21 protein-coding genes and 3 pseudogenes are annotated in these 20,689 nt (G+C 72.0%); 14 read left to right on the forward strand and 10 right to left on the reverse strand.

Annotated elements, in window-relative coordinates; genetic code table 11:
- Window positions 1–478: 478 nt before the first annotated feature.
- Window positions 479–1,330 carry an NAD(P)-dependent oxidoreductase gene (locus AB0F91_RS36000; protein WP_360604992.1) on the reverse strand — a complete coding sequence of 284 codons (852 nt, stop codon included), beginning with the start codon at window positions 1,328–1,330 and terminating at the stop codon, window positions 479–481.
- Between the two features lie 207 nt (window positions 1,331–1,537).
- Here AB0F91_RS36000 and AB0F91_RS36005 point away from each other — a divergent pair.
- From AB0F91_RS36005 to AB0F91_RS36020, 4 genes and pseudogenes are all read left to right on the forward strand, one after another.
- Window positions 1,538–1,810 (forward strand): annotated as a pseudogene (locus tag AB0F91_RS36005) (NAD-dependent epimerase/dehydratase family protein); the annotation flags it as partial.
- 74 nt (window positions 1,811–1,884) lie between these two features.
- Entirely contained in the window at window positions 1,885–2,289 is a 405-nt protein-coding gene (locus AB0F91_RS36010) for a hypothetical protein (RefSeq protein ID WP_360605131.1), read from the forward strand.
- Between the two features lie 10 nt (window positions 2,290–2,299).
- Entirely contained in the window at window positions 2,300–2,722 is a 423-nt protein-coding gene (locus AB0F91_RS36015; protein ID WP_360604994.1) for a hypothetical protein, read from the forward strand.
- Between the two features lie 53 nt (window positions 2,723–2,775).
- Window positions 2,776–3,108, forward strand: a complete 333-nt coding sequence (locus AB0F91_RS36020) for a hypothetical protein (RefSeq protein WP_360604996.1) — start codon at window positions 2,776–2,778, stop codon at window positions 3,106–3,108.
- 472 nt (window positions 3,109–3,580) lie between these two features.
- Here AB0F91_RS36020 and AB0F91_RS36025 read toward each other — a convergent pair whose 3' ends face one another.
- Complete coding sequence (locus AB0F91_RS36025) at window positions 3,581–4,006, reverse strand: pyridoxamine 5'-phosphate oxidase family protein (protein ID WP_360604998.1); 426 nt, start codon at window positions 4,004–4,006, stop codon at window positions 3,581–3,583.
- Between the two features lie 208 nt (window positions 4,007–4,214).
- Between AB0F91_RS36025 and AB0F91_RS36030 the strand changes: the two genes are divergently transcribed.
- Window positions 4,215–5,813 (forward strand): FAD-dependent monooxygenase, encoded by a 1,599-nt coding sequence (locus AB0F91_RS36030; RefSeq protein ID WP_360605000.1) that lies wholly within the window; start codon window positions 4,215–4,217, stop codon window positions 5,811–5,813.
- Here AB0F91_RS36030 and AB0F91_RS36035 read toward each other — a convergent pair.
- Complete coding sequence (locus AB0F91_RS36035) at window positions 5,774–6,256, reverse strand: flavin reductase family protein (protein WP_360605002.1); 483 nt, start codon at window positions 6,254–6,256, stop codon at window positions 5,774–5,776. The two genes, AB0F91_RS36030 and AB0F91_RS36035, sit on opposite strands and share 40 nt — an antisense overlap.
- A gap of 23 nt (window positions 6,257–6,279) precedes the next feature.
- A complete protein-coding gene (locus AB0F91_RS36040; protein WP_360605004.1) occupies window positions 6,280–6,936 on the reverse strand; it encodes a TetR family transcriptional regulator in 657 nt (218 codons plus the stop codon).
- 76 nt (window positions 6,937–7,012) lie between these two features.
- Between AB0F91_RS36040 and AB0F91_RS36045 the strand changes: the two are divergent.
- A pseudogene (locus AB0F91_RS36045) lies at window positions 7,013–7,525 on the forward strand (SDR family NAD(P)-dependent oxidoreductase); the annotation flags it as partial.
- Window positions 7,526–7,669: 144 nt separating this feature from the next.
- Here the strand turns inward: AB0F91_RS36045 and AB0F91_RS36050 are convergent.
- Together AB0F91_RS36050 and AB0F91_RS36055 are read right to left on the reverse strand one after the other, a co-directional pair.
- Entirely contained in the window at window positions 7,670–8,899 is a 1,230-nt protein-coding gene (locus AB0F91_RS36050) for a glycosyltransferase 87 family protein (protein WP_360605006.1), read from the reverse strand.
- Between the two features lie 201 nt (window positions 8,900–9,100).
- On the reverse strand, window positions 9,101–9,748 hold the full coding sequence (locus tag AB0F91_RS36055; RefSeq protein WP_360605008.1) for a TetR/AcrR family transcriptional regulator: 648 nt from the start codon (window positions 9,746–9,748) through the stop codon (window positions 9,101–9,103).
- A gap of 158 nt (window positions 9,749–9,906) precedes the next feature.
- On the opposite strand from AB0F91_RS36055, the gene AB0F91_RS36060 reads away from it, so the two are divergent.
- The 4 genes from AB0F91_RS36060 (at window position 9,907) to AB0F91_RS36075 (ending at window position 13,106) form a co-directional block, all read left to right on the forward strand.
- Window positions 9,907–10,896 carry an LLM class flavin-dependent oxidoreductase gene (locus AB0F91_RS36060; RefSeq protein ID WP_360605010.1) on the forward strand — a complete coding sequence of 330 codons (990 nt, stop codon included), beginning with the start codon at window positions 9,907–9,909 and terminating at the stop codon, window positions 10,894–10,896.
- Between the two features lie 29 nt (window positions 10,897–10,925).
- Window positions 10,926–11,819 (forward strand): SMP-30/gluconolactonase/LRE family protein, encoded by an 894-nt coding sequence (locus AB0F91_RS36065; RefSeq protein WP_360605012.1) that lies wholly within the window; start codon window positions 10,926–10,928, stop codon window positions 11,817–11,819.
- A gap of 494 nt (window positions 11,820–12,313) precedes the next feature.
- Window positions 12,314–12,748 carry a hypothetical protein gene (locus AB0F91_RS36070; RefSeq protein ID WP_360605014.1) on the forward strand — a complete coding sequence of 145 codons (435 nt, stop codon included), beginning with the start codon at window positions 12,314–12,316 and terminating at the stop codon, window positions 12,746–12,748.
- A 49-nt stretch (window positions 12,749–12,797) separates the two neighbouring features.
- Window positions 12,798–13,106, forward strand: coding sequence for a hypothetical protein (locus tag AB0F91_RS36075; RefSeq protein ID WP_360605016.1), 309 nt, complete (start codon window positions 12,798–12,800; stop codon window positions 13,104–13,106).
- Here AB0F91_RS36075 and AB0F91_RS36080 read toward each other — a convergent pair.
- Both AB0F91_RS36080 and AB0F91_RS36085 read right to left on the reverse strand, forming a co-directional pair.
- The gene (locus AB0F91_RS36080) at window positions 13,091–13,927 is read right to left on the reverse strand and encodes an amidohydrolase family protein (RefSeq protein WP_360605018.1); all 837 of its coding nucleotides are present in this window, start codon (window positions 13,925–13,927) and stop codon (window positions 13,091–13,093) included. The genes AB0F91_RS36075 and AB0F91_RS36080 overlap by 16 nt on opposite strands.
- Window positions 13,928–14,030: 103 nt before the next feature.
- Window positions 14,031–14,600: a TetR/AcrR family transcriptional regulator gene (locus tag AB0F91_RS36085; RefSeq protein ID WP_360605020.1), complete on the reverse strand. Its 570-nt coding sequence runs from the start codon at window positions 14,598–14,600 to the stop codon at window positions 14,031–14,033.
- A gap of 133 nt (window positions 14,601–14,733) precedes the next feature.
- Here AB0F91_RS36085 and AB0F91_RS36090 point away from each other — a divergent pair, with 133 nt between their 5' ends.
- The 3 genes from AB0F91_RS36090 to AB0F91_RS36100 are packed head-to-tail and all read left to right on the forward strand — an operon-like array spanning window position 14,734 to window position 17,719.
- Window positions 14,734–15,924 (forward strand): acyl-CoA dehydrogenase family protein, encoded by a 1,191-nt coding sequence (locus AB0F91_RS36090; RefSeq protein ID WP_360605022.1) that lies wholly within the window; start codon window positions 14,734–14,736, stop codon window positions 15,922–15,924.
- Complete coding sequence (locus AB0F91_RS36095) at window positions 15,921–16,949, forward strand: phosphotransferase family protein (protein ID WP_360605024.1); 1,029 nt, start codon at window positions 15,921–15,923, stop codon at window positions 16,947–16,949. Before AB0F91_RS36090 ends, AB0F91_RS36095 begins: the two co-directional genes overlap by 4 nt.
- 2 nt (window positions 16,950–16,951) lie before the next feature.
- A complete protein-coding gene (locus tag AB0F91_RS36100) occupies window positions 16,952–17,719 on the forward strand; it encodes a glucose 1-dehydrogenase (protein ID WP_360605026.1) in 768 nt (255 codons plus the stop codon).
- A 20-nt stretch (window positions 17,720–17,739) separates the two neighbouring features.
- Here the strand turns inward: AB0F91_RS36100 and AB0F91_RS36105 are convergent, their stop codons facing one another.
- On the reverse strand, window positions 17,740–18,480 hold the full coding sequence (locus AB0F91_RS36105) for a LysR substrate-binding domain-containing protein (protein ID WP_360605126.1): 741 nt from the start codon (window positions 18,478–18,480) through the stop codon (window positions 17,740–17,742).
- Window positions 18,437–18,607: pseudogene (locus tag AB0F91_RS36110) on the reverse strand (LysR family transcriptional regulator); the annotation flags it as partial. The pseudogene AB0F91_RS36110 and the gene AB0F91_RS36105, both read right to left, overlap by 44 nt.
- Before the next feature lie 618 nt (window positions 18,608–19,225).
- On the opposite strand from AB0F91_RS36110, the gene AB0F91_RS36115 reads away from it, so the two are divergent.
- Window positions 19,226–19,690: a pyridoxamine 5'-phosphate oxidase family protein gene (locus AB0F91_RS36115; RefSeq protein WP_360605028.1), complete on the forward strand. Its 465-nt coding sequence runs from the start codon at window positions 19,226–19,228 to the stop codon at window positions 19,688–19,690.
- The last annotated feature ends 999 nt before the right edge of the window (window positions 19,691–20,689 follow it).

Genomic DNA, 20,689 nt, shown 5'->3' on the forward strand with positions numbered 1-20,689 from the left:
CGGTCCAACGGCTCACGCCGAGCCGCACCCGTGGCCGTTGCCCTTGCCGTTGCCGCCGGGCCGCGCTGGTGCCACCCTTCGCCGCGCCGAGTGACCCGGACCGCGCCGCGTGTGCTGGGGCAGCGATCGGCCCATTCGAAGCCCTTCCGCCACGCCCGCGGAAGGCCCGCCCGGCCCCTGGACCGCACCGGTACGTCGTTCTCCCCTCAGCAACCGACCGAACCGCGCCACGCCTGCGCAGCGCCGGGTTCCCCGACCCGAGTCGAAGCCCTCCCACCACACCCGCGGACGGCCCCGCCCGGCCCCTGGACCGCACCGGTACGTCGTTCTCCCCTCAGAAACCGACCGAACCGCGCCACTCCGGCCACCTCCAGCCCGGGGTCAAAGCACTCCCGCCCCGCCGGCCCACGGCCAGTGGCGCGCCAGGCCACGCCTGCGCCGAGCAAGCTCAGGCCCGCGCCGTTCGCCGCCTCGACGGTCAGCCCAGCTTGAAGCCCTCCCGCCACGAAGTCCGGCTCGGGAGCCAGCCCAGGTCCTTCCGAGCGTGCGAGTTGTCGGCAGCCCGGGCCCAAGGCGTGCGTTCGCCGTCGGTCCGGGCAGGGGGCGGCGCGCCAACTGAGGCGCAGAACGCCGGGACCCACTCGTGGCCCGCGGCGGGGTCGTCGTCGCAGATGTTGACCGGGCCGGTGGGCCAGGTGAGGGCGGCGAGCGCGGCCGAGGCGGCGTCGTCGATGTGGAGGAAGCTGGTGACGTCCGCAGTGGCCGGGAGGTTGCCGGCCGCGGCGAGCTGGGCCATGAGGGCGCCGGCGGTGTACCAGGTGCCCGGGCCGTAGAGGGTGCCGTAGCGCAGGACCACCCATTCGGGCAATTCCGACACCGCCGTCTCCAGGCTGGCGACGCCCGACACCGAACCGAGCCGGTCGGGCGCGCCGGCCAGGTCGAGCGGCGTGTCCTCGGTCGCGGGCGCGGCGCCGGGCTCGTAGGCCCACGAGATGCTCTGCGCGACGATCCGCCGCACCCCGGCGGCCTTCGCCGCGTCGACGAGGTTGCGCGTGCCGACCGTGCGCACGTGGGCGTTCGCGGTGCGGTCGCCCGAGCCGAGGTCCGTCAGCTGATGCATCACGACGTCCGGCGCGGCGGCGCGGACGAGCTCGGCCAGCGCGGGGGCGTCGTACACGTCGCCGAGCACGGCCGTCGCGCCGAGCGCGGTGATCCGGTCGGCCGAGGCCGCTCCGCGCGCCAGCCCGACCACCTCGTGGCCCTCCCCGAGCAGCGCCGGCACCACCTGGCGCCCGACAACGCCGGACGCACCGGCGAGGAAGATCCGCATCTTTCCCTCTCAACGATCTCGTGTGGACAACTGCGGCGAGGTCCAGTCAACCCGCGCCCGCGCCGGAGCGGTAGTCCACTTCACCCTCGCCCCGCTGGACCGGTTCACGGCACCCGGAGGTGTGGATCACACACCGGCCTGTCACGTTCGCCGGACCTGCGCAGTCTGGGCAGTGATCCACACCCGAGACGAAATGAGGCAAGACCGATGCGAGTGGCTGTCGCCGGCGGGACCGGGCTGATCGGCGCGCAGGTGGTGCGGAAGCTGACCGCGGCCGGGCACGAGCCGGTGGTGCTCGCGCGTTCGCGTGGCGTCGACCTGACGACCGGCGCCGGGCTCGGCGGCAAGCTCGACGGCTGCGAAGAAGTCGTCGACGTCACCAACGTGATGTCCGTGCGCAGGAAGCCCGCGGTCGGGTTCTTCGCCGCCGCCACGCGCAACCTCCTGGACGCCGCCGCGACGGCCGGGGCGCGGCACGTGATCACGCTCTCGATCGTCGGCGTGGACGAGGTCGACCTCGGCTACTACTCGGCAAGCGCAAGCAGGAAGAGCTCGTGCGCACCGGCCCGGTGCCGTGGACGATCCTGCGGGCCACCCAGTTCCACGAATTTCCGGAGCCCCTTGTGGACGGTGCCCGCGGGCCGTTCGTGGTGGTGCCGCGGGAACTGTCCCAGCCGGTCTCGGCCGACGAGGTCGCGAGCGCGCTGGCCGCGCGGGTCGGGCAGGAGCCCGGCGGCTACGTGCGGCCGCTCGCCGGGCCCGAGCAGCTCCAGATGGCCGACATGGCCCGCCGGCTGGTCAAAGCCCGCGGGTCCCGCAAGATCGTGCTGCCGGTGCGCCTGCCGGGCGCGGTCGGCAAGGCCATGACCGGCGGCGCGCTGCTCCCGCGCGAAGACCACACCCGGGGCGAGCGCACGTTCGCCGAGTACCTGCGCCGCGTCGCGAACCGACTTTCCTGAAAGGATTCCCATGAACACCCTCGCCATCCGGGCGGCCCTGGTGATCCCGTTCCTCCTCTCGGTGGTCGTCGGCGGCTGGAACCAGCTGTTCCCCGAAAGCTTCTACACCACGTTCCCCACGGTGGACCTGAACCCGCCGTTCAGCGAACACTTCGCCCGCGACTTCGGCGGTGCGACACTGGCCGTCGCGCTGGTGCTCGGCCTCGCGCTGGTCAAGCCGAAGACGCACTACGTCGTGCCCGCCGCGGGGGCGTTCTCGCTCTTCGCCGTGCCGCACTTCTTCTTCCACCTGTTCGGCACGCACCCGCCGGTGATGTGGCAGGCCATCGTGCTCACCACAGCCAACGCCCTGGTGGCGCTCCTCGGCCTGGCCGCGATCCTCCTGGCCCTGCTGCGCGACCGGCGCGGATCCGTAGGCGGCGGAAGCCGTTGAGCCAGGCGAAGGTGCGTTCGCCTGGCCGGCGGACGGTGCCCAGGCCAAAGCCCGTGCCCGGCGCCGCGGCGGGCGATCATGGGGATGCTGCCGCGGTCGCGGGCCAGTGTCGATTTGACCGCGAGCGGAGTGCCGTGCGCGTCGGCGATCAGACGATGCGTGGCGCCCAGCTTGCGGCGATCGACCCGACTCGCCCCGCGTGTTCACCCGTTGAGCGCGTGCGGATGCGGGCAATCCACCAGAGCTGCCGACAGGTCGAGCAGGCCGGCGCCGCGAAGCTCGGCGAGCAGCTGTTCATGCAGTTGCCGCCACACCCCGACCTCGATTCACTCGGTCAACCGGCGCCGGCAGGTCGCGCCGAAAGCACCGAACAGAGCGGTGGGTAACCGGTTCCAGCCGATCCCGGTACGCATACAGGACTCCTTCCCGGGCCGCACGATCATCCGCGCGCTTGCGGCCTGGATAGCGGAAACGCCGTTCACGAACCGGAATCAGCGGCTCAAGCGAGCCCACAGTCCGTCGGTCACGATCTCCTCACACCCTGAGAACCTCACATAGCCGCGGAGCAGCCCGAACACCACGACGTTGAAGGCTCGGCAGCATCCACCGCGACCGGCAACACGCGCGGGCACCACGAGGAGCCCTGAAAATCGCGTCATGCCTCACCGCGCCGGCCCTGGCGGCTGCCCGCCGTGCTGGCGCGCCGGGAACGGCAAACCGCCGTGAGTCCTCGTCGCGAGCGCGGGGATCCGTAGGTCCGTCGTTGTCCGACGTCGTCATCCGCCGCGGCCCCCGTCGTCCGCGCGAGCCCGCTCCCTACCGAGGGAAACGCCCGCGCAGCCGAAGGCCGGCGCGAAATCAGACCGGTCCCAGATCCGAGGACAGCCAGTGTTGCGGCCGCATCGAAATGACGATGTGCTCCCCGATGTGGGTTCGCTCGAAGTCCAGGAAGGGCGCGACTTTCTCCGGCGGCAGGTACCGCGACACCATTTCCCGCGTGCGGTCGTCGGTGCTGGGCCCGGTTCCGGTGACCGGGCCTTCTACCGAGACGTACCGAACGGTGGGCGAGATTCGTTGCGCCATCAGGGTGAAGCGCCCCACTGCCTCGATCGCGCGGGCTTTGCGCGCGCCCGGGGTTGCGCGGATCCACAGGTCACCGCCCGGGGTGTACTGGTACCAGATGGGCACGACGAGCGGGGCCCGGTCGGGGCGTTCGACCACCGACAACGCGCCGACGTGCGGCTCGGCCAGGAACTGCTCGCGCATCTCAGCTGTCAACACCATGACTGCGCAGGCTACGCCAGGGGCCCGACAAAAACCTTCGCTCCGCACGGAATAGTCTACTGTGGACATACCGCCTCTCCGGCCGACACAACCTCTGTAACGCTCATGAAAGCCTCCGCGACAGAACTGGGGTAACCCTTTCGCGACGCCGAGAGGAACGGGAAGTGACACTCGCCAAAACAGATGACCGCGACCTGACGCTCGCACCGTGACCGCGTCCGGGCAGGACACCGTGCTGGTCGTGGGGGCCGGACCAGTGGGCTTGACCGCCGCCGCCGAGCTGGTGCGCCAGGGCGCGCGCGTGCGCGTGGTCGACCAGCTGGCGGAGCCCACCACGGAGTCCCGCGCGGTCGTCGTGCACCCGCGCACGCAGGAACACCTGGCCGCCATGGGCGTTCTCCCTCGGCTGGCGCGCGAGGCGTGCGCCATGACCGCGCTGGAGATCTACGCCGGCCGCGACCCGAAGCAGCCCACCGTACGACTGGACACCGAGCACCTCGCCACCCGCTACCGCCGCATTCTCGACCTCGCCCAGCCGCGCACCGAGGCGCTGCTCGCCGAACACGCGGCCAACCTGGGCGTCCGGGTCGAACGCGGTGTGACGCTGGAAACCCTCCAGCAGGACTCGACGGGCGTCACGGCCACCTTCACCTCCGCGGCCGGGCGCGACCGGTCCCGCTACGCCTGGGTGGTCGGCGCCGACGGCGCGCACAGCACCACGCGCACGGCCGTCGGCACCCGGATCGAGGGCGTGTTCGAAGGTCAACATTTCTTGTTCGCCGACGTCGTCGCCGAGTCCGAACACTCACCCGACACCGTGCGAATGTTCGCGCACCGCGACGGCATCGCCGGCGTGTTCCCCCTGCCCGAGGGCCGCACGCGGCTGTTGTTCGAAGTCGAACGCCCGGCGGCCGGCACAGTCCCGACGATCGCCGAGACGCAACAGCTCGTCGACCAGCGCGCGGGCGGCGCCTGGCACGTGTCGGACGCCCACTGGCTCACGTACTTCGAGGTACACCACGGCCAGGTGCCCCGCTACCGGCACGGCCGCGTGCTGCTGGCCGGCGACGCCGCGCACATCCACAGCCCCGCCGGCGGTCAGGGCATGAACACCGGCATCCAGGACGCGGTCAACCTCGCGTGGAAGCTCGCCCTGGTCACCTCCGGCCGTGCCGATCCCGCGCTGCTCGATTCCTACCACGCCGAACGCCACCGGATCGGCGCGTCCGTGGTCAAGCAGACGACGCGCATGACCGACGTGATGACGGTGAACGGCCCCGAACGCGGGCTGCGCAACCTCGCGTTGTTCCTCGTGGGCCACGTCCCGCCCGTGCGCGAGGAGGTGCTCTCCGGCATCGCCGAGGTCGACATCCACTACCGCGGCAGCCCCATCGTCACCGGCCGCGCGACCTCCCGACGGCACCCGCACCCCGGCGACCACGCGCCCGACCTGCCCGGCCTGCGCACCGCCGACGGCGCGCCGACCTCACTCGACGAGCTGCTCCGCCAACCCGGCCACTTACTCTTCACGAGCAGCCGGGACCCGGCGGTCCTCGACGAGTTCCGCGCGGCCCTGGCCGGGCTCGGCACCGTCGCCCCCGTCGGGCCCAGCGGCCTCCAGGACCCGGACGACTCGTTCACCGACCGCTACGGCACCGGCGACCACGGCCTCGCCCTCGTGCGCCCCGACGGTTACCTCGGCCTCATCACCCGTGAGGGAACTCCCCAAAAGCTGTCCGCATACGCACAACACCTGATGCACGGCGCTCAGGCTTCGTTGCCCGGTGGCAAGTCCCGCACATCCTGAAACCCGAGCTGCCGGCCGCCGCTCGTCGCGACGGCGAACGGGCTCAGCAGGTACCCGACGTGGTCGCCGGTGTCGTGGCGTGACAGGACTTCGCCGGCGAACCAGTCGGGGCAACCGTCGAGCAGCGGAAGACCACGCGGCCCGGAATGCCAGGCGCACAAGGAGAACTTGTCGACGTCGAAGCCGCTGCGCGAACCGAACAGCCGGGCCAGCTCCGCCGCGTCCCGCGTCAGCCGGTGCACGACGAGCTCCCCCACGCCCGCCGCGACCTCCGTCGTGTGGTTCTCCTTCGACAGCCACACCATGAACCGCGGCGGCGAGATGCTGCACTGCGCCGCGAACCCCACCAGGCAGCCTGCCTGCCGCTCACCGTCGCGGCACGTCACGACGTACATTGGGTAGTCCAGCTGTCCCACCCAGCTGTCGAACCGTTCGTCGGCCATGGCCCTCCTCGTCGGACGGACAGTCAGCGTAGTGGCGCGGCTGCGAGCCCGGCGCAGGTCGCTGCCAGCAGCCGGGTCAGCGTCGGGGTGAAATCACCGGGGCCGACGAGCGACAACGACGCGTCCGCCCGGTACGCCGCCGCGAGCTCGGCCCCGGGATGGGTGACCTGCCACAGTGTGGCCGCGAGGGCGTTGGCCGCGGTGACGACGTCGATCGCCGCGGCGGCGAGGGAAGGCGTCGCGGCGCCGAGGGCCGCAGTCAGGATGTCGATCGCCTCACGACTGGTCCGCTTGAACTCCACGACGTGGTCGACGTCGACGTCCTGCTCCAGGTGCAGCGGGACGTTGGCGAACAGGTCGCACAGCAACGGATCTGCGGCCAGGTGCGCGACGAGCACCTCCGCCAACTCCTCAGGCGAGACCGTGCGCCCGCGCAGCTCCCCGGCGACCGCGTCCGCCCAGCTCGCCCAGCCGTCCGCCGCGAGCCGCAACAGCACGTGCTTGTGCGAGGGGAAATAGCGGCGCATCGCCGAATGGTGCACGCCGACCTGATCGGCGATCGCCGTCAGCCTGACCGACGCGACGCCCCGCTCCCGCGCGAGCGTGCGTGCGGCGTCGACCAGGGCTTCCGCACGCCGGCGTTTGCTCTCGGGCGAACGGGCGCGCTGAAAGGAAGTCACCGGCGCAGCATAACGCACGACGTGTGCGTTGCCAGAACACGCGGCGCTGCCGGCGTCTGATCAACGCACAAGGTGTGTGCACAAGGCAGGCGGCTTCCCATGGCCAGCAAGGTCCGCTTCGTCACCGGCACCACGGCGGGTTGGGCGCACGATCGCCCTCGACGCCGCGGCGGCCGGATACACCGTCGTGGCCACCGGGCGCGACGAGCAGCGCATGGCCGAGCCGGCCGAAAACGCGAGGGCTTGCGGGGGCGAGCTCGAGATCCGGTTCCTCGAGATCACCGACCACCCCGCCGTGTACGCCCGAGATCGACGACGTGGCCCGAGCCCACGGCCGTCTCGACTCGGTGGTCTCTCAGGCCGGGGCATCTTCGCCCTCGGCACGGCGGAGCAGATCACGATGGACGGCTTCCGCTTCGTCCTCGAGACGAACTTCTTCGGCAACCTCGCCGTCATGAAGGCCGCGCTGCCGCACCTGCGCGCGAGCAAGGGCCGGCCGATCGTCACGACCAGTGCCGACGGGCTGGTGGGCGCGCCGTACAACCACGGGTGCGCGGCTTCGAAGTTCGCGCTGGAAGGAGCTGTCAAGTCGCTCGCTCCGGGTCGACCGCCGCTGCGGTTCCGGGCCGCGCAGTGGGCCCAGGAGTTCGTCGCGCCGAAGCTGTGCGAGGACCTCGACGGCAAGGAGGTCTACGAGGCTTCGGAGGCGGACATCGCCCTCGCCGGGGTAGTGCTACGGCAGCAGTGGTACGGGAAGCGCCCGGCGGTGCCGCGTGACGAACTGCCATACGAGGAAACCCAGTGCCACCAACAGGTAGCTGTTGCCGATCACGTGGTCCAGCGGCCCCCACGACAGCTCGCGGAAGTCGTCGTCGGGCAGCAGCGAATGCGGCGCGACGATGAAGATCGCGATCACGGCCACCAGACCCGCCACCGCACGGCCGGTCGTGGCGCGGCCGGCCAGCACGATCGTCGCGGGGACGATCCAGACCCAGTGGTGCGACCACGAGATGGGTGAGCACACGAGGACCGCGGCGGCGTTGAGGAGGAAGGCGACCGGTTCGTCGGCCCGGCGCATGGCCGCCGCCGCGAGCAGCAAGGCGGCCAGGGTCCCCGCGGCGACCAGGACCAGCGCGGGCGTCGCGGGGAGGCCGAAGCGGTGGACGGCGCCCTGGATGGACTGGTTGGTGGCGAAGATCGAACCGCTCATCCCTGACGCGCCGGTCAGCCCACCGTCGAACCAGTAGGCCGCGGAAGCTTGCGGGGCCACCACAAAGCCGACCACGCCGGCCGCGGCGAACGTGCCGAGCGCGGTGGCGAGCGCGCGGAAGTCCTTCCTCAGCAAGAAGAACAGCAGAAACCCGGCCGGCGTGATCTTCACGGCCGCGGCCAGACCCACCAGCACCCCGCGCGGCAGGCGGGTTTTGTGCCCCAGGCAGTCGATCACGACCAGCGCCATGAGCACGAGGTTGACCTGCCCGAACCACAGCGTCTCGCGCACGGGCTCAAACGCCAGCGACGCCGCCCCGACCACGACCGCGGCCAGCCCCGCCGTACGCCTTCCGGCGCGCGGCCGCACGACGACGTAAACGGTGACACCCAGAGCGGTCAGCGAAATCGCCAGCATCAGGATCGCCGCCACCGGCGTGGGCACCGCGGCCGGCACGAGGAACAGGATGGCGGCGAACGGCGGGTAGATGAACGGCAGCAGCATCCCCGACCGTGTCGGCGGCAGCGGGCCGTAGAGGTCGCGGCCGTGCGCCAGCGCCTGGGCGCCGAAGCGGTAGACCTCCAGATCCACCGGCCACAGCGTGCACACGACCGCGAGCACGCCCGCCACGAAGACGACCGCCGCCGCCACCAGCGCCACCACCGCTCCCCGGCGAACGGCCGCCTCGTCGAACAGGTGTTTCAGCACTCCGGCCGGTGTCGCGTGCCCCCCAGGGCCTCGGAACGTGATCACCCCGTGATCATCCACGGCGTGTGATCGTTTCCCCGAGTCGGGGGCTGCTCGTCACGACGAAGCCGCTGGGACGACCCTGCCGGGCCTTCGCCCAGACGGTGGTGCACACCATGCGCTGGGGCTCGACCCGGCGCCGGAACCAGCGCGGCCATCGTGCAGGCGCGCCGCCGGGTCAGGGACCCTGGTTCACCCGCCGCCGCGTCAGGCGCTCCGGCGTGCCGCCGCCGACACCATCCCCAGCGCCAGGTCGGCGTAGTACTCCCCCAGCTCCTCAGGCGAGTCCGCCCCGTCCAGCCGGTACCAGCGGACCAGGTCGACGCCCAGCGAGAGGATCGCGCGCACGACCCGGTGCGCGTCGACGTCGGGGAAGGCGCCGGTGGTGGTGCCGTGGGTGAGGGCGTCGTGGAAGACAGAGGTGGACCGGCGGCGCAGGCCGACGATCACGTCGTAGTGCGCGGGGGTCAGCGCGCCCAGTTCGTACTGGCTGACGCGCGCGGCGACGTGGTGGCGGGCGTGCCACGAGACGAAGGCGGCGACGAGGGCGCGCAGGTGCGCTGAGGGGTCGGCGCCGGGCGGGACGCGGTTCAGCACGTCTAGTGAACTCTTGTGCCCGGCGCGGGTGATCTCGAACAGCACTTCCTCCTTGGAGCTGAAGTGCACGTACAGCGCGGCGGGCGAGAGTCCGGCCGCGGCGGTGATGTCCCGGGTCGTGGTGGCGTGGAAGCCCTGGGCGGCGAAGCAGCGCACGCCGCCGGTGAGCAGGCCGCGCGCGGCTTTGCCGAAGCCGGCGTCCCAGAGGTCGGGCGAGTCGTCCGCCAGGTCGGGGAGCGCGGATCGCTGGGCGCTCATCGGAGGTCCTTTCCGTCGGAAGCGCTGCCGGGCAGGCCTTGCTCCGCCCCTCGGGTGTGTGTATCGTCCCACACCACCAGCGATTATGACTATGCGCTTAGTCATTGTCCCAGGTAGACGTTCTGCCGCGATCCGTCGTCGATCGGGAGGAGGACACCGTGGACGTGTCCTGCGCGTTCCCCACCGCCCTGGACTCTCCGGTGAAAATCGCACTCGCCGAGCGACTCGGCTACCACCGGGCGTGGGTGTACGACACACCCCAGCAAAGCCCCGACGTGTGGATGACCCTCGCGCTCGCCGCCGACCGCACCGAGCGCATCGGACTCGGCCCGGGCGTGCTCGTGCCCAGCCTGCGCCACCCGATGGTCAACGCCGCCGCCACCGCGACCCTCGCCGCGCTCGCGCCCGGCCGCGTGGCGGTCGCGTTCGGCACCGGCTTCTCCGGCCGCCGGGCAATGGGTTACGGCGCCGTGCGCTGGGCGTTCATGGAGTCCTACATTCGCGCGTACCGCGGGCTGCTACGCGGCGAAACCGTGGAGTGGGAGGGCGCGCGGATGCGGATGCTGCACCCCGATGGCCACGCTCCGGCCCGGCCCGTCGACGTGCCGATCCTGGTCGGCGCGCTGGGCCCCAAGGGCAACAAGGTCGCGAGCGAACTCGGCGACGGGCTGTTCGCCACGCTGCAGACGCCCGAGTTCATGAAGGACCACCCCTGGGTCGCGTTCCTCGAGTGGGGCACGGTGCTCGACGAGGGCGAGCCCACCGACTCCGCCCACGCGCGCTCCGCCGCCGGCCCGGGCTGGGCGCTGTCCTTCCACGGTGCCTACGAGTTCGGCGGCCCCGACGCGGTGCGTACCCTGCCCGGCGGGGCGGAATGGCTCGAGGTGGTGGAGAAAACACCAGAGGAACACCGCCACCTCACCGTCCACTCAGGGCACTGTGTCGACCTCAACGAAGCCGACGGCGTCGCTTGGCAGGCCGGCGGCGACTCCACGCTGCGCGAGGTGACGCTGAGCGGGACCCGCGACGAGGTCCGCCGCAAGGTCGACGACTACGCCTCCCGCGGCGTCACCGAGATCGTTTTCCAGCCGTGCGGCCCCGACCTCGAACGCGAGCTCGAGCGTTTCCTCGACGCCGCCGCCGGCTGACCCGAACCCACACCGTCCACAGGGGAATCATGAGCCGCGAGACGACCACCATCCTAGAAGGACTGTCCTACCTGGAGTGCCCACGCTGGCACGAGAACCGCATCTGGTTCGCCGATTTCTACACCCACCGCGTGTGCTCGGCCGCCGAAGACGGCACCGACCTGCGCACGGAAGCCGAGGTCCCGCAGCAGCCCTCGGGCCTCGGCTGGCTGCCCGACGGCCGGCTGCTGGTCGTGTCGATGCGCGACCGCCTGCTGCTGCGCCGCGAACCGGACGGCACGCTCGTGCCCCACGCCGACCTGTCGGGCCAGGTCAAGGGTCACCCCAACGACATGGTCGTCGACGCCCGCGGCCGCGCGTTCGTCGGCGAGTTCGGCTTCGACCTCATGGGCGGCGCCCCGCTCGAATCCGCGTCGCTGCTGCGGGCCGACCCGGACGGCACCGTCACCACCGTCGCGCGGGACCTGTGGTTCCCCAACGGAAGCGTGCTCACCGACGACGGCGTGCTCCTGGTCAACGAGACCTTCGGCAACCGCGTCACGGCGTTCGACGTCGCCGACGACGGGTCGCTGAGCAACCGCCGGATCTGGGCGCAGTTCGGTGACGTGCCGACGGGCGAGGACCTCCCGGCCGCGATCGCGCAGGTGGTCGTCGGCGCCGACGGCTGCTGCCTCGACGCCGAGGGCGCGCTCTGGATCGCCGACGCCGTGGGCGCCCGCGTGATCCGCGTGCGCGAGGGCGGCGAGATCACCGGCGAGATCCCCACGGGCACCGGCGTGTTCGCCTGCATGCTCGGTGGCGCCGACGGCCGCACCCTCTACCTGTGCACTGCGCCCGACTTCGACGAGAACGCCCGGAAGAACGCCCGCGAAGGTCGCCTCGCCACGGTCCGGGTGGACGTGCCGCACGCCGGGCTTCCCTGACCCGTCGGGGTTCCAGCCGCACCTTGCCGGAGAACACGATGGTGGGCAACGGTTCCACCATCTCCTCCCCGCGGCTCCGCGAACAGGTTTTGTTCGATCACGTACACCCCTAAGCGTCCGCGCACACCGGCCGACGCGGAAGCCGCGTCGGCCGGTGGATGAGCTTGGTACAGCTCGGTGATCTGGTCGGTCCGCGCCTCCCGTTCCCGGCACCCGATTCGGCTCGACCACCGTCACGTCCTCGGTGTACACGCGGCCGAGCGCTGCCGCCCGCTCTTGGGCGTCGGCGATCAGCCAGACGTCCCGGCGCCCCTTGACCAGCCAAACCGCACCGCGGGCGTGCCCGTTCGGTAAATGCTCATGTCGGCGGGGCCGGCCCAGCCGACGTACGCGAATCACGGATCACCCCTGATTGCGGCCTGATGAACGACTTTCTCCGCGGGCCGCGCCGGTCTACGATGGACGATTCTCCTGGGGAGGAGGGTGGGCGAGGGATGTTCCAGATTCCGGTGACCGCGGACATGCGGCGGTGGACGGTCCGGCTGTGCCAGGACATCGCGGTGTTCGCGTGCACACCGCTGGTCGAGGACCACACGGCGGCGCGCGCGCTGCCGCGGGCCTGGGACGGGCGCGGCCTCGGCCTGCCGGAGCACGACGTCGCGGCGTTCGCCGCGGCGCTGGGTGAGATCATGAAGACGCCGCTGTTCTGGCGCGCCTACCGCGGCACGGCTCGCGGCCCGGAGCAGCTGTGGGCCGAGCCGCACCGCGACGACGAGGACGGGTTCGTGTACCTGAGCGGGCCGTGCGGCGAGGCGTCCGAGGTCGTCGGCTACCGGCCCGTGTACAGCTTCACCATCTCGCTGGCCGACCTGCGCGGGCTGCGGATCCGGGTGGCCGCGTACCTGCGCGACAGCCCGGTCCGCGCCTGATCGTTACCCCGGTTCGCCGGAGGCGGATGGGAGGGTGCGGTGGCGCTCCGTGGACAACCTGGACGCCGACCCCGCGTGGTCGGTGACCCGCAGCCCGACGCACGGGCAGTGGGTCACGGCGGAGTGGGCGTCGGGCCCGCGGCGGGTCGGCCTGGCCCCCGTCGGCTCCGGCGTGGTGGCGGCCGCCCTCTGGTCAGACGACGACGTGGCCGGTCACGCGCGCGGCAGCGAAGCGGCGAGGTGCACAGGAGGCCGCACCGGCACCCCCGGCGCGACGCCGCAGAGCTCGGCGTTTGACGATCGTCAGCGCCACCCCGGCCACAAGAGCCTGCGGCCGGCCGGTCACGTCAGCCGGTAGACGCGTTCGGCGTTGCCGCCGAGCACCGCGTCGAGCACACTCGGCGCGAGTCCGAGGCCGGCCACGGCCTTGAGGTTGACGCCGATGCCGGGGGACGCGGGCCAGTCCGTGCCGAAGATCCACTTCGCCGCGATGCGGTCGAGGTCGAACCGGTCGTAGTACTGCGGCAGCTTGCGCGGCGGCAGGCCGGCGATGTCGAGCCAGACGTTCGGCCGGGCCAGCGCCATGAAGCCGGCGACCTCGTAGCTCCAGCCGCGGCCGCCGTGCGCGAGCACGACGGTGAGGTCCGGGAAGTCGCGCAGCACGTCGTCCATCAGCACCGGGTCCCCGCGGCGGCCGCTCGCGCCGGGGAACGAGCTGGGGCCGGTGTGCGTGATCACCGGGATTCCGCGTTGCTCGCATTCGGCGTAGGCCGGGTAGAGCTCCCGGTCGTTCGGCGCGAAGTTGCCGTGGACCGGGTGGATCTTCAGGGCGACGGCGCCCAGGTCCAGCTGCCGGCGCAGCTCGGTCACGACCGGGTAGTGCAGGTGCGGGTTGACGTTGGCGACCAGGCGGAACCGCGTCGGGTTGTAGTCGAGGACCGGGAGCAGGTCCTCGGGGGGCTGGATGCCCGTGACCCGCGGGCTGTGCTCGGTGAACAGCAGCGCGCGGTCCACCCCGTCGGCGGCGAACAGCGCGTCGATCCGCTCCGGGACGATCGCGCCGTCCGGCCCGTACACGGACGCCACCTCCGCCCGGTCCGAGGCGGGGCTGAGCCAGGTGTCCCAGTCGAGCTTCAACGTCGGGAGCCGCGCCAGGTGCACATGAGCGTCGACGATCATCCGCGCGATCCTGCCAGTCGGGTTCCGGTGAAGGGTCAGCTGGTTCTACCACGGGAAGGTTCCCGGAGCGCCACGAACGACGTCGACGACATCGCGCGCAGAACTACGCCGTGACCCCCACCAGCCGGAGCGCGAACCGGCTGTACTGCCACACCAGCGCGTCCTCGCTCTGTTCGCCGTCGGCGCGGTACCAGACCGCGACGCCCATGCCCAGGTCGAGGATCGCGTACGAGGCCAGGCGGACGGAGTCCACCTGGAACACGCCCGCGTCCACACCGGACTGGACGACCGCGCGGAAACAGGCCTCGTACTCGGTGCGCAGGGCGAGCACGCGAGTCAGGTGCGGCTCGGCGAGGCTGCGGATCTCGCGGGTGCCGACGAAGGCCTCCAGCCGGTGCCGGGCGTGGTAGCGGACGTGGGCCTCGGTGGCACGGCGGAGGCGTTCGACCGGGTCGGTGACACCGGAGACGGCGGCGCGGTGCGCGGCGAGCAGATCCTCCATGGTCGTGACCATGATCGCCACCAGCAGGTCCTGCTTCGCGGCGACGTGCTTGTACAGGCTGGGGCCGCGGATCCCCACGGCGGCGCCGATGTCGCCCATGGTGGTGCTCTCGAACCCCTTGCGGGTGAACAGCTCGAGCGCGGCCTCACGGATGTGGCCGGACCGGTCCACGCGACCTCCCTTCGGCTAACGCAGGATAGCCGACGTGCCTCCACGGGGGTGACTGATGCCACCGCACTGTGACACCGCCGGAGAACCCACCTATAGTCATCGGCTACTAGTCATTAGCCGATGGGAGAGCGCCGTGGCCGTCGACCTCTCGCCCGGGCCGGAGGTCGCCGACCTCGCCGAGCGCACCGCGAAGTTCGTCCGCGACGTGGTGATCCCCGTCGAAGAAGAGCACAAGGGCGTGGTCCATTCCGACGACGTCCGCCGGCAACTGCAGCAGGCCGCGAAGGACGCGGGCGTCTTCGCCCCGCACGTCAGCGCCGAGTACGGCGGCCACGGTCTCGACATGCGCGGCCGCGCCGCTGTGTTCGAGGAGGCCGGCTACTCGCTGCTCGGCCCGCTCGCGCTCAACATCGCCGCGCCCGACGAGGGCAACATGCACATGCTCGAGGCGATCGCGACCGACGAGCAGAAGGACCGCTACCTGCGGCCGCTCGCGACCGGCGAGATCCGCTCCTGCTTCGCGATGACGGAGCCCGCCCCGGGTGCCGGGTCCGACCCGGGCGCCCTGGCCACGCTGGCGGAACGCGTCGAGGACGGCTGGCGCATCACCGGCCGCAAATGGTTCATCACCGGGGCCGAGGGCTCCGGGTTCACGATCTGCATGGCCCGCACGTCCGGCGAGCCCGGCCACACCGGCGGCGCGACGATGTTCCTCGTCGACGCGGACAACCCCGGCATGAAGGTGGTCCGGCACATCGACACGCTCGACGAGAGCCTCTTCGGCGGCCACATCGAGCTCGACTTCGACGGCTGCGTCGTGCCCGAGGACGCGGTGCTCGGCGAGGTGGACGAAGGCTTCCGTTACGCGCAGGTCCGCCTCGGCCCCGCGCGGATGACCCACTGCATGCGCTGGCTCGGCATCGCCCGCCGCGCCCAGGACATCGCCGTCGCCCGGGCGGCCGAGCGTGAGCTGTTCGGCTCGCGGCTCGGTGACCTGGGCATGGTGCAGCAGATGATCGCCGACAACGAGATCGACATCGCCGCGTCGCGCGGCCTCATCCTGCAGGCGTGCTGGGAGCTCGACCGGGGCGGGCACGCGTCGCAGGAGACGGCGATCGCGAAGACGTTCTGCGCCGAGGCGATCTGGCGCGTGGTCGACCGCGCGGTGCAGATCTGCGGCTCGCTCGGCATCTCCGGCGACGTGCTGCTCGGCCGGTTCCTTCGGGAGGTCCGCCCGTTCCGCATCTACGACGGCCCGTCGGAGACCCACCGCTGGGCCATCGCGCGCCGCGTGCTGCGCCGCCAGTCGAAGGCGGCGCGATGACGTCTGCAGTGGACGGTCTCGAGCTGAAGGCGCTCGAAGCGTTCTTCGCCGCCGAGGTCCCCGGCTTCGGCGGTCACCTCAGCGCGGAAATGCTGCAGGGCGGCCGGTCCAACCTCACCTACGTGCTCACCGACGGCCGCAGCCGCTGGGTGCTGCGCCGCCCGCCGCTGGGCGGGCTCACGCCCTCGGCCCACGACATGGGCCGCGAATACCGTGTCGTGGCGGCGTTGCGTCATAGCGACGTACCCGTCGCCCGCGCCGTGGTGCTGGGCGGCGAAGAAGTGCTCGGGGTGCCGTTCTCGGTGGTGGAGCACGTCGACGGCGTCGTCATCCGGACCACGGAACAGCTGAACGCGCTGACCGACGACGACATCCGGCGCTGCGCCGAGGGTCTCGTCGACGTGCTGGCCCGCCTGCACGCGGTCGACCCGCACGCCGTCGGGCTCGGCGACTTCGGCCGGCCCGACGGGTACCTGGGCCGCCAGGTCCGCCGCTGGCACGACCAGTGGTTACGGGTCCGGACGCGCCCGTTGCCCGACATCGAGGCGCTGCACGCGCGCCTGGCCGAGACCTGCCCGGCCGAGAGCGGTGCGTCGATCGTGCACGGCGACTACCGCATCGACAACATCATCCTCGCCCCGGACGACCCGGCGACGGCCCGCGCGGTCGTGGACTGGGAGATGGCGACGCTGGGCGATCCGCTCGCCGACCTCGGCCTGCACCTGGTCTACTCGGACCCGGCGTTCGCGCCCGTGCTCGCCGGCGCGGCCGCGTCCACGAGCGACCGGCTGCCCGCGACGGGTGACCTCGCGCAGCGCTACGCCACGATCAGCGGCCGCGACCTGGGCCGGCTCGACTTCTACCTCGCGCTCGGCTACTTCAAGATCGCCGTGATCGCCGAGGGCATCCACGCGCGCTACCGGCAGGGACTGACGCGCGGCTCGGGTTTCGAGTCCGTGGGCGGCGCCGTCGCGCCGCTCGCCGCCGCCGGGCTGCGCGCCGCCGCGCGGATCGGCCGGGTGTGACCGTGGCCGGGGTGCTCGATCTGTTCCGCCTCGACGGCAAGGTCGCCGTCGTCACCGGCGCCAGTTCGGGGCTGGGCGCGGGGTTCGCCTGCGCGCTGGCCGAAGCCGGCGCCGACGTCGTCCTGGCCGCCCGCCGCACCGACCGCCTCGCCGAGGTCGCCGCAAGCGTCCGAGACCTGGGCCGGCGCGCCGCCGTGGTGGCCGCCGACGTCTCGGATCCGGCCGGCTGCGACGCCCTCGTGCAGGCCGCTCTCGCCGAGTTCGGGCGCATCGACGTGCTCGTGAACAACGCCGGCGTCGGCACCGCCGTGCCGGCCCTGCGCGAGACGCCCGAGGAGTTCCGGCGGGTCGTCGACGTGAATCTCAACGGCGTCTACTGGGCCGCGCAGGCGTGCGGGCGCGTGATGGAAGCCGGGTCGAGCATCGTGAACATCAGCAGCGTGCTCGCGCTCATCAAGTCCTACGCACCGCAGGCGGCCTACTCGGCGAGCAAGGCCGGCGTCCTCGGACTGACCCGCGACCTCGCCCAGCAGTGGTCGGGCCGGCGCGGCATCCGCGTCAACGCCATCGCGCCGGGCTACTTCGCCAGCGAGAGGACCGAGAACATCCCCGAAGACGTGCTCCTGCCGTTTGTGAAGCAGCACAGCCCGCTCGGCCGGCTGGGCAAGCAGCACGAGCTGGACGCGGCCGTGGTGTTCCTGGCGAGCGACGCGTCGTCCTACATCACCGGCACGACCCTCGCGGTGGACGGGGGCATGTCCGGCCATTGAGCCGGCGGCGGATCAGTTCCTCACCCGGCGCCGGGCGAGGACGTCACAGGTGGCGGCGACGAAAGCGTGGCAGGCGGGATCGGTCTCGTCGGCGTGCCAGGCCAGGGCGAGGCGGCTGGGACCGCAGCCCCGTCAGGGGCACGTAGGTGAGGCCCGCGCGCGGGAAGTGGGGTCGCGGCGACGGCCGCGGTCGACGTGATCGTGCGCCCGGCGGCGACCGCTTGCAGCTCCTCGTCGGCGTCGGCGACCTCGACCGGCCGTGCCTTAGGCGCGGCCGGCCGGACGCTTCGCGGGACCTGGTCGGCCGTGCGCCGGACGGCGATGGGGCCGTCGAGCAGCTCGGTCACGTCCACGCTGTCGCGCCTTGCGAGCCGGTGCCGCGACGGCAGCCACGCGACGAGGCGTTCGGTGCCCCGGTCCAGCAGGCGCAGCCTGTGGGAGCGCAACGGCGGCCGCACGAACGCGAGCGACGTCGTGCGGTCGCGCAGCCTGGCCGAAGGGTCCTCCGGCCGTGGCGCTCGAGCTCCACTTCGACGCCGGAGCTGCGCTCCCGGAAGCGGCCGATGATCTCGGCGGTCAAGTCTCCGGGCGCGACACCGTGGACGCCGATCGGCAGCACCCGACCGGACGCCGGCTGCCGGGCCTCGCGTTCCGCTTCGCCCGGAAGCCCCGGGATCTCGCGGGCGTGCTCGACGAACCGCGCACGGCGTCCGTGCACACGACCGAGCAGGCGGTCCGGCGGAACAGTGCGATGCCGGGATGCCGCTCGATCGCCTTGACCCGCGCGGACAACGCCGGTCGCGATACGTACAGCTGCTCGGCGGCGCGAGGGAAATCGAGCGTGTCCGCCACCCCGACCACGTACCGCAGGTGCCGGGCTTCAAGAATCCATTACCCGAAAGTACTCAATCCGCCGAGGTCGGTCTTTCCCCGCACGGCGTCCGGGGACCTAGCCTCGATGGTGTTCGCGCGGGGAGGACGGGCCCGGCCGGTCGGCCCTCGCCGGAGGAGGAGGCCTGATGTCGGTGTCGGACGAGGTGGAGACCACCGCGGTGCCGGTGCGCGCGTGGCCGGTCGCGACCGTGTTCGCACGGCCGGCACTGTCTGCCGGCTTCCGCTCCGCGGTGGGCCGACCGCTTCGGTCTCTGGGGTCCGGTGCACACCGGCAACGTTGCGTGGGCGGCTTCGCGGTCTTCACGGCGTACCCGCGCCAGCTCGTGCCCTACCTGGCCGGCGTCGCCGCGTGGGGCGGTGACCGTCGCGGAGCGCATTTATGGGCCTCGCGCTGCTCGCCGGGGTCGCGGCGCGGTGGTCGGCCTGGGCGCGACGGCCCTGCAGTGGGTGTTCGTGTTGTCCATGGCTTTGGTCCTCGGCTCGGAAGCGCCGCTGAGCGCGCCGGTCTGCAGTTCCTGCGCCGTAGCCTTGCTCCTGCCCCTCGCGCCCGTCCGCACGTTCGCGTTCAGCCTCGACCGGCTCTTCGCGACCGCATCCGAAAAGAGGTAATCCGTGACCGTCATCGACGACGACATGCGCCGTGTGGTGGCCGACGCGAAGCTGTCCTTTGTGGCCACCGTCCGCCCCGACGGCGCGCCGAACCTGTCGCCCAAGGGTTCCGTGAGCGTGTACGACGACGAGCACCTGGCCTTCATGGACATGGCCTCGCCGGGCACCGTCGAGAACCTGCGGCACGATCCGCGAGTCGAGGTGAACTCGATCGACTTCTTCCGCCGCCGCGGCTACCGCTTCCGGGGCACCGCCGAGATCCTTCCGCCGGGCGACCCCGTGCACACGTGGCTCGCCGACTGGCTGCTGGCGGCCAACGGCCCGGGCTACCCGTTCCACCACGCCGTGCTCATCCACGTCGACGAGGTCCACCCGATCCTCTCCCCCGCCTACACCTTCGGCGGCGCGACCGAGGAGGCGCTCGTCCCGGAATGGAAAGCCCGCTACAACGCCGAGTACCCCGAGTGATGCGCGCAGCCGGACTTCGCCGCGGCCGCCGCGTTCGCCGTCCCGGCCCGCACCGCCGACCAGGCCCTGCGCGACGCCGTCGGATGGACGAACGAGCAGACGCTGCTCGTCCACGGCGCCGGCGGCGTGACCGCTGCGGGGCCGCTCAGGTGGTGTCCTCTTCGGACCCTTCGTGGACGGAGACCGCCCGCGAGCTCGGCATCGACTGCGCTGTCAGCGCAGCCGACGAGCCGGCCATCCTCGAACTGCGCGACGGCCGGGGCCACACCCGGCTCGGAACTCGGCGTGCTCATGGGCATGGTCGATCTCGAAGTCGCGCGCGGCATCGGCCTTTCGCCGGCGGCCGAAGCGAGTTGCCGGCCCCGGCTGCGACCACGGCGACGTGCGTGCGAAGTCGAACGCTTAGGTGATGTTGAGCGAGGTGGACAGTGCCATGGCACGCTCGAACAGTCCCGCGGTCTTTCGGCCGAGCTGGTCGGGTCGGCGGCGGCCTGGCGGGCGGTGTCGATGTTCGGGCGCGGGATCCGGTGCTGGTGCTCGATCACCAGGGGCAGCCGGGTGGTCGGATCAGACAGCTCGACGGCGGCGTCACGGAAGGGGCAGCCGCGGTAGCGGGCGCCGAGGCCGCGACTTTTGGCAGCGCCGCCACCAGCGCGGCGCCGACGACGACGTCGAGGCCACGCCCGCGACCGGCGAGCGGCAGCAGCAGGCCGTAGTCAGCTGGGAGCAGTGGCCCGAGGCCGACCGCGACGCCGCGCTATAGGCCATCACCCAGCCCACCTGGTCGTCAACGGCGACCGCGACGTCATGCTCCTGACGGTCAACTCCCCCACCCTCGCGGACTCCGGCCACGCGTCGCAGTTCCAGTTCCCGAGGCCGTTCCTGGGCCACCTGCGGCCCGGATGGTGTGTGGTCAGGATCGTGGGGGCGGCACGGAAACCTCCCCGTTGTCGACGCCCGGACCGCGCTGGAAGCCGTTCTCGCCGCCCCACGCGGGCA

Source organism: Amycolatopsis sp. NPDC023774 (genome assembly GCF_040639695.1).
In the GTDB taxonomy this organism is placed as follows: domain Bacteria; phylum Actinomycetota; class Actinomycetes; order Mycobacteriales; family Pseudonocardiaceae; genus Amycolatopsis.

What these genes read in the sequence shown, in the direction of transcription:
- AB0F91_RS36000 (WP_360604992.1), bottom strand. Translation starts at nt 1,330, where the DNA reads ATGCGGATCTTCCTCGCCGGTGCGTCCGGCGTTGTCGGGCGCCAGGTG.
- AB0F91_RS36015 (WP_360604994.1), top strand. Translation starts at nt 2,300, where the DNA reads ATGAACACCCTCGCCATCCGGGCGGCCCTGGTGATCCCGTTCCTCCTC.
- AB0F91_RS36025 (WP_360604998.1), bottom strand. Translation starts at nt 4,006, where the DNA reads ATGGTGTTGACAGCTGAGATGCGCGAGCAGTTCCTGGCCGAGCCGCAC.
- AB0F91_RS36035 (WP_360605002.1), bottom strand. Translation starts at nt 6,256, where the DNA reads ATGGCCGACGAACGGTTCGACAGCTGGGTGGGACAGCTGGACTACCCA.
- AB0F91_RS36055 (WP_360605008.1), bottom strand. Translation starts at nt 9,748, where the DNA reads ATGAGCGCCCAGCGATCCGCGCTCCCCGACCTGGCGGACGACTCGCCC.
- AB0F91_RS36065 (WP_360605012.1), top strand. Translation starts at nt 10,926, where the DNA reads ATGAGCCGCGAGACGACCACCATCCTAGAAGGACTGTCCTACCTGGAG.
- AB0F91_RS36070 (WP_360605014.1), top strand. Translation starts at nt 12,314, where the DNA reads ATGTTCCAGATTCCGGTGACCGCGGACATGCGGCGGTGGACGGTCCGG.
- AB0F91_RS36080 (WP_360605018.1), bottom strand. Translation starts at nt 13,927, where the DNA reads ATGATCGTCGACGCTCATGTGCACCTGGCGCGGCTCCCGACGTTGAAG.
- AB0F91_RS36095 (WP_360605024.1), top strand. Translation starts at nt 15,921, where the DNA reads ATGACGTCTGCAGTGGACGGTCTCGAGCTGAAGGCGCTCGAAGCGTTC.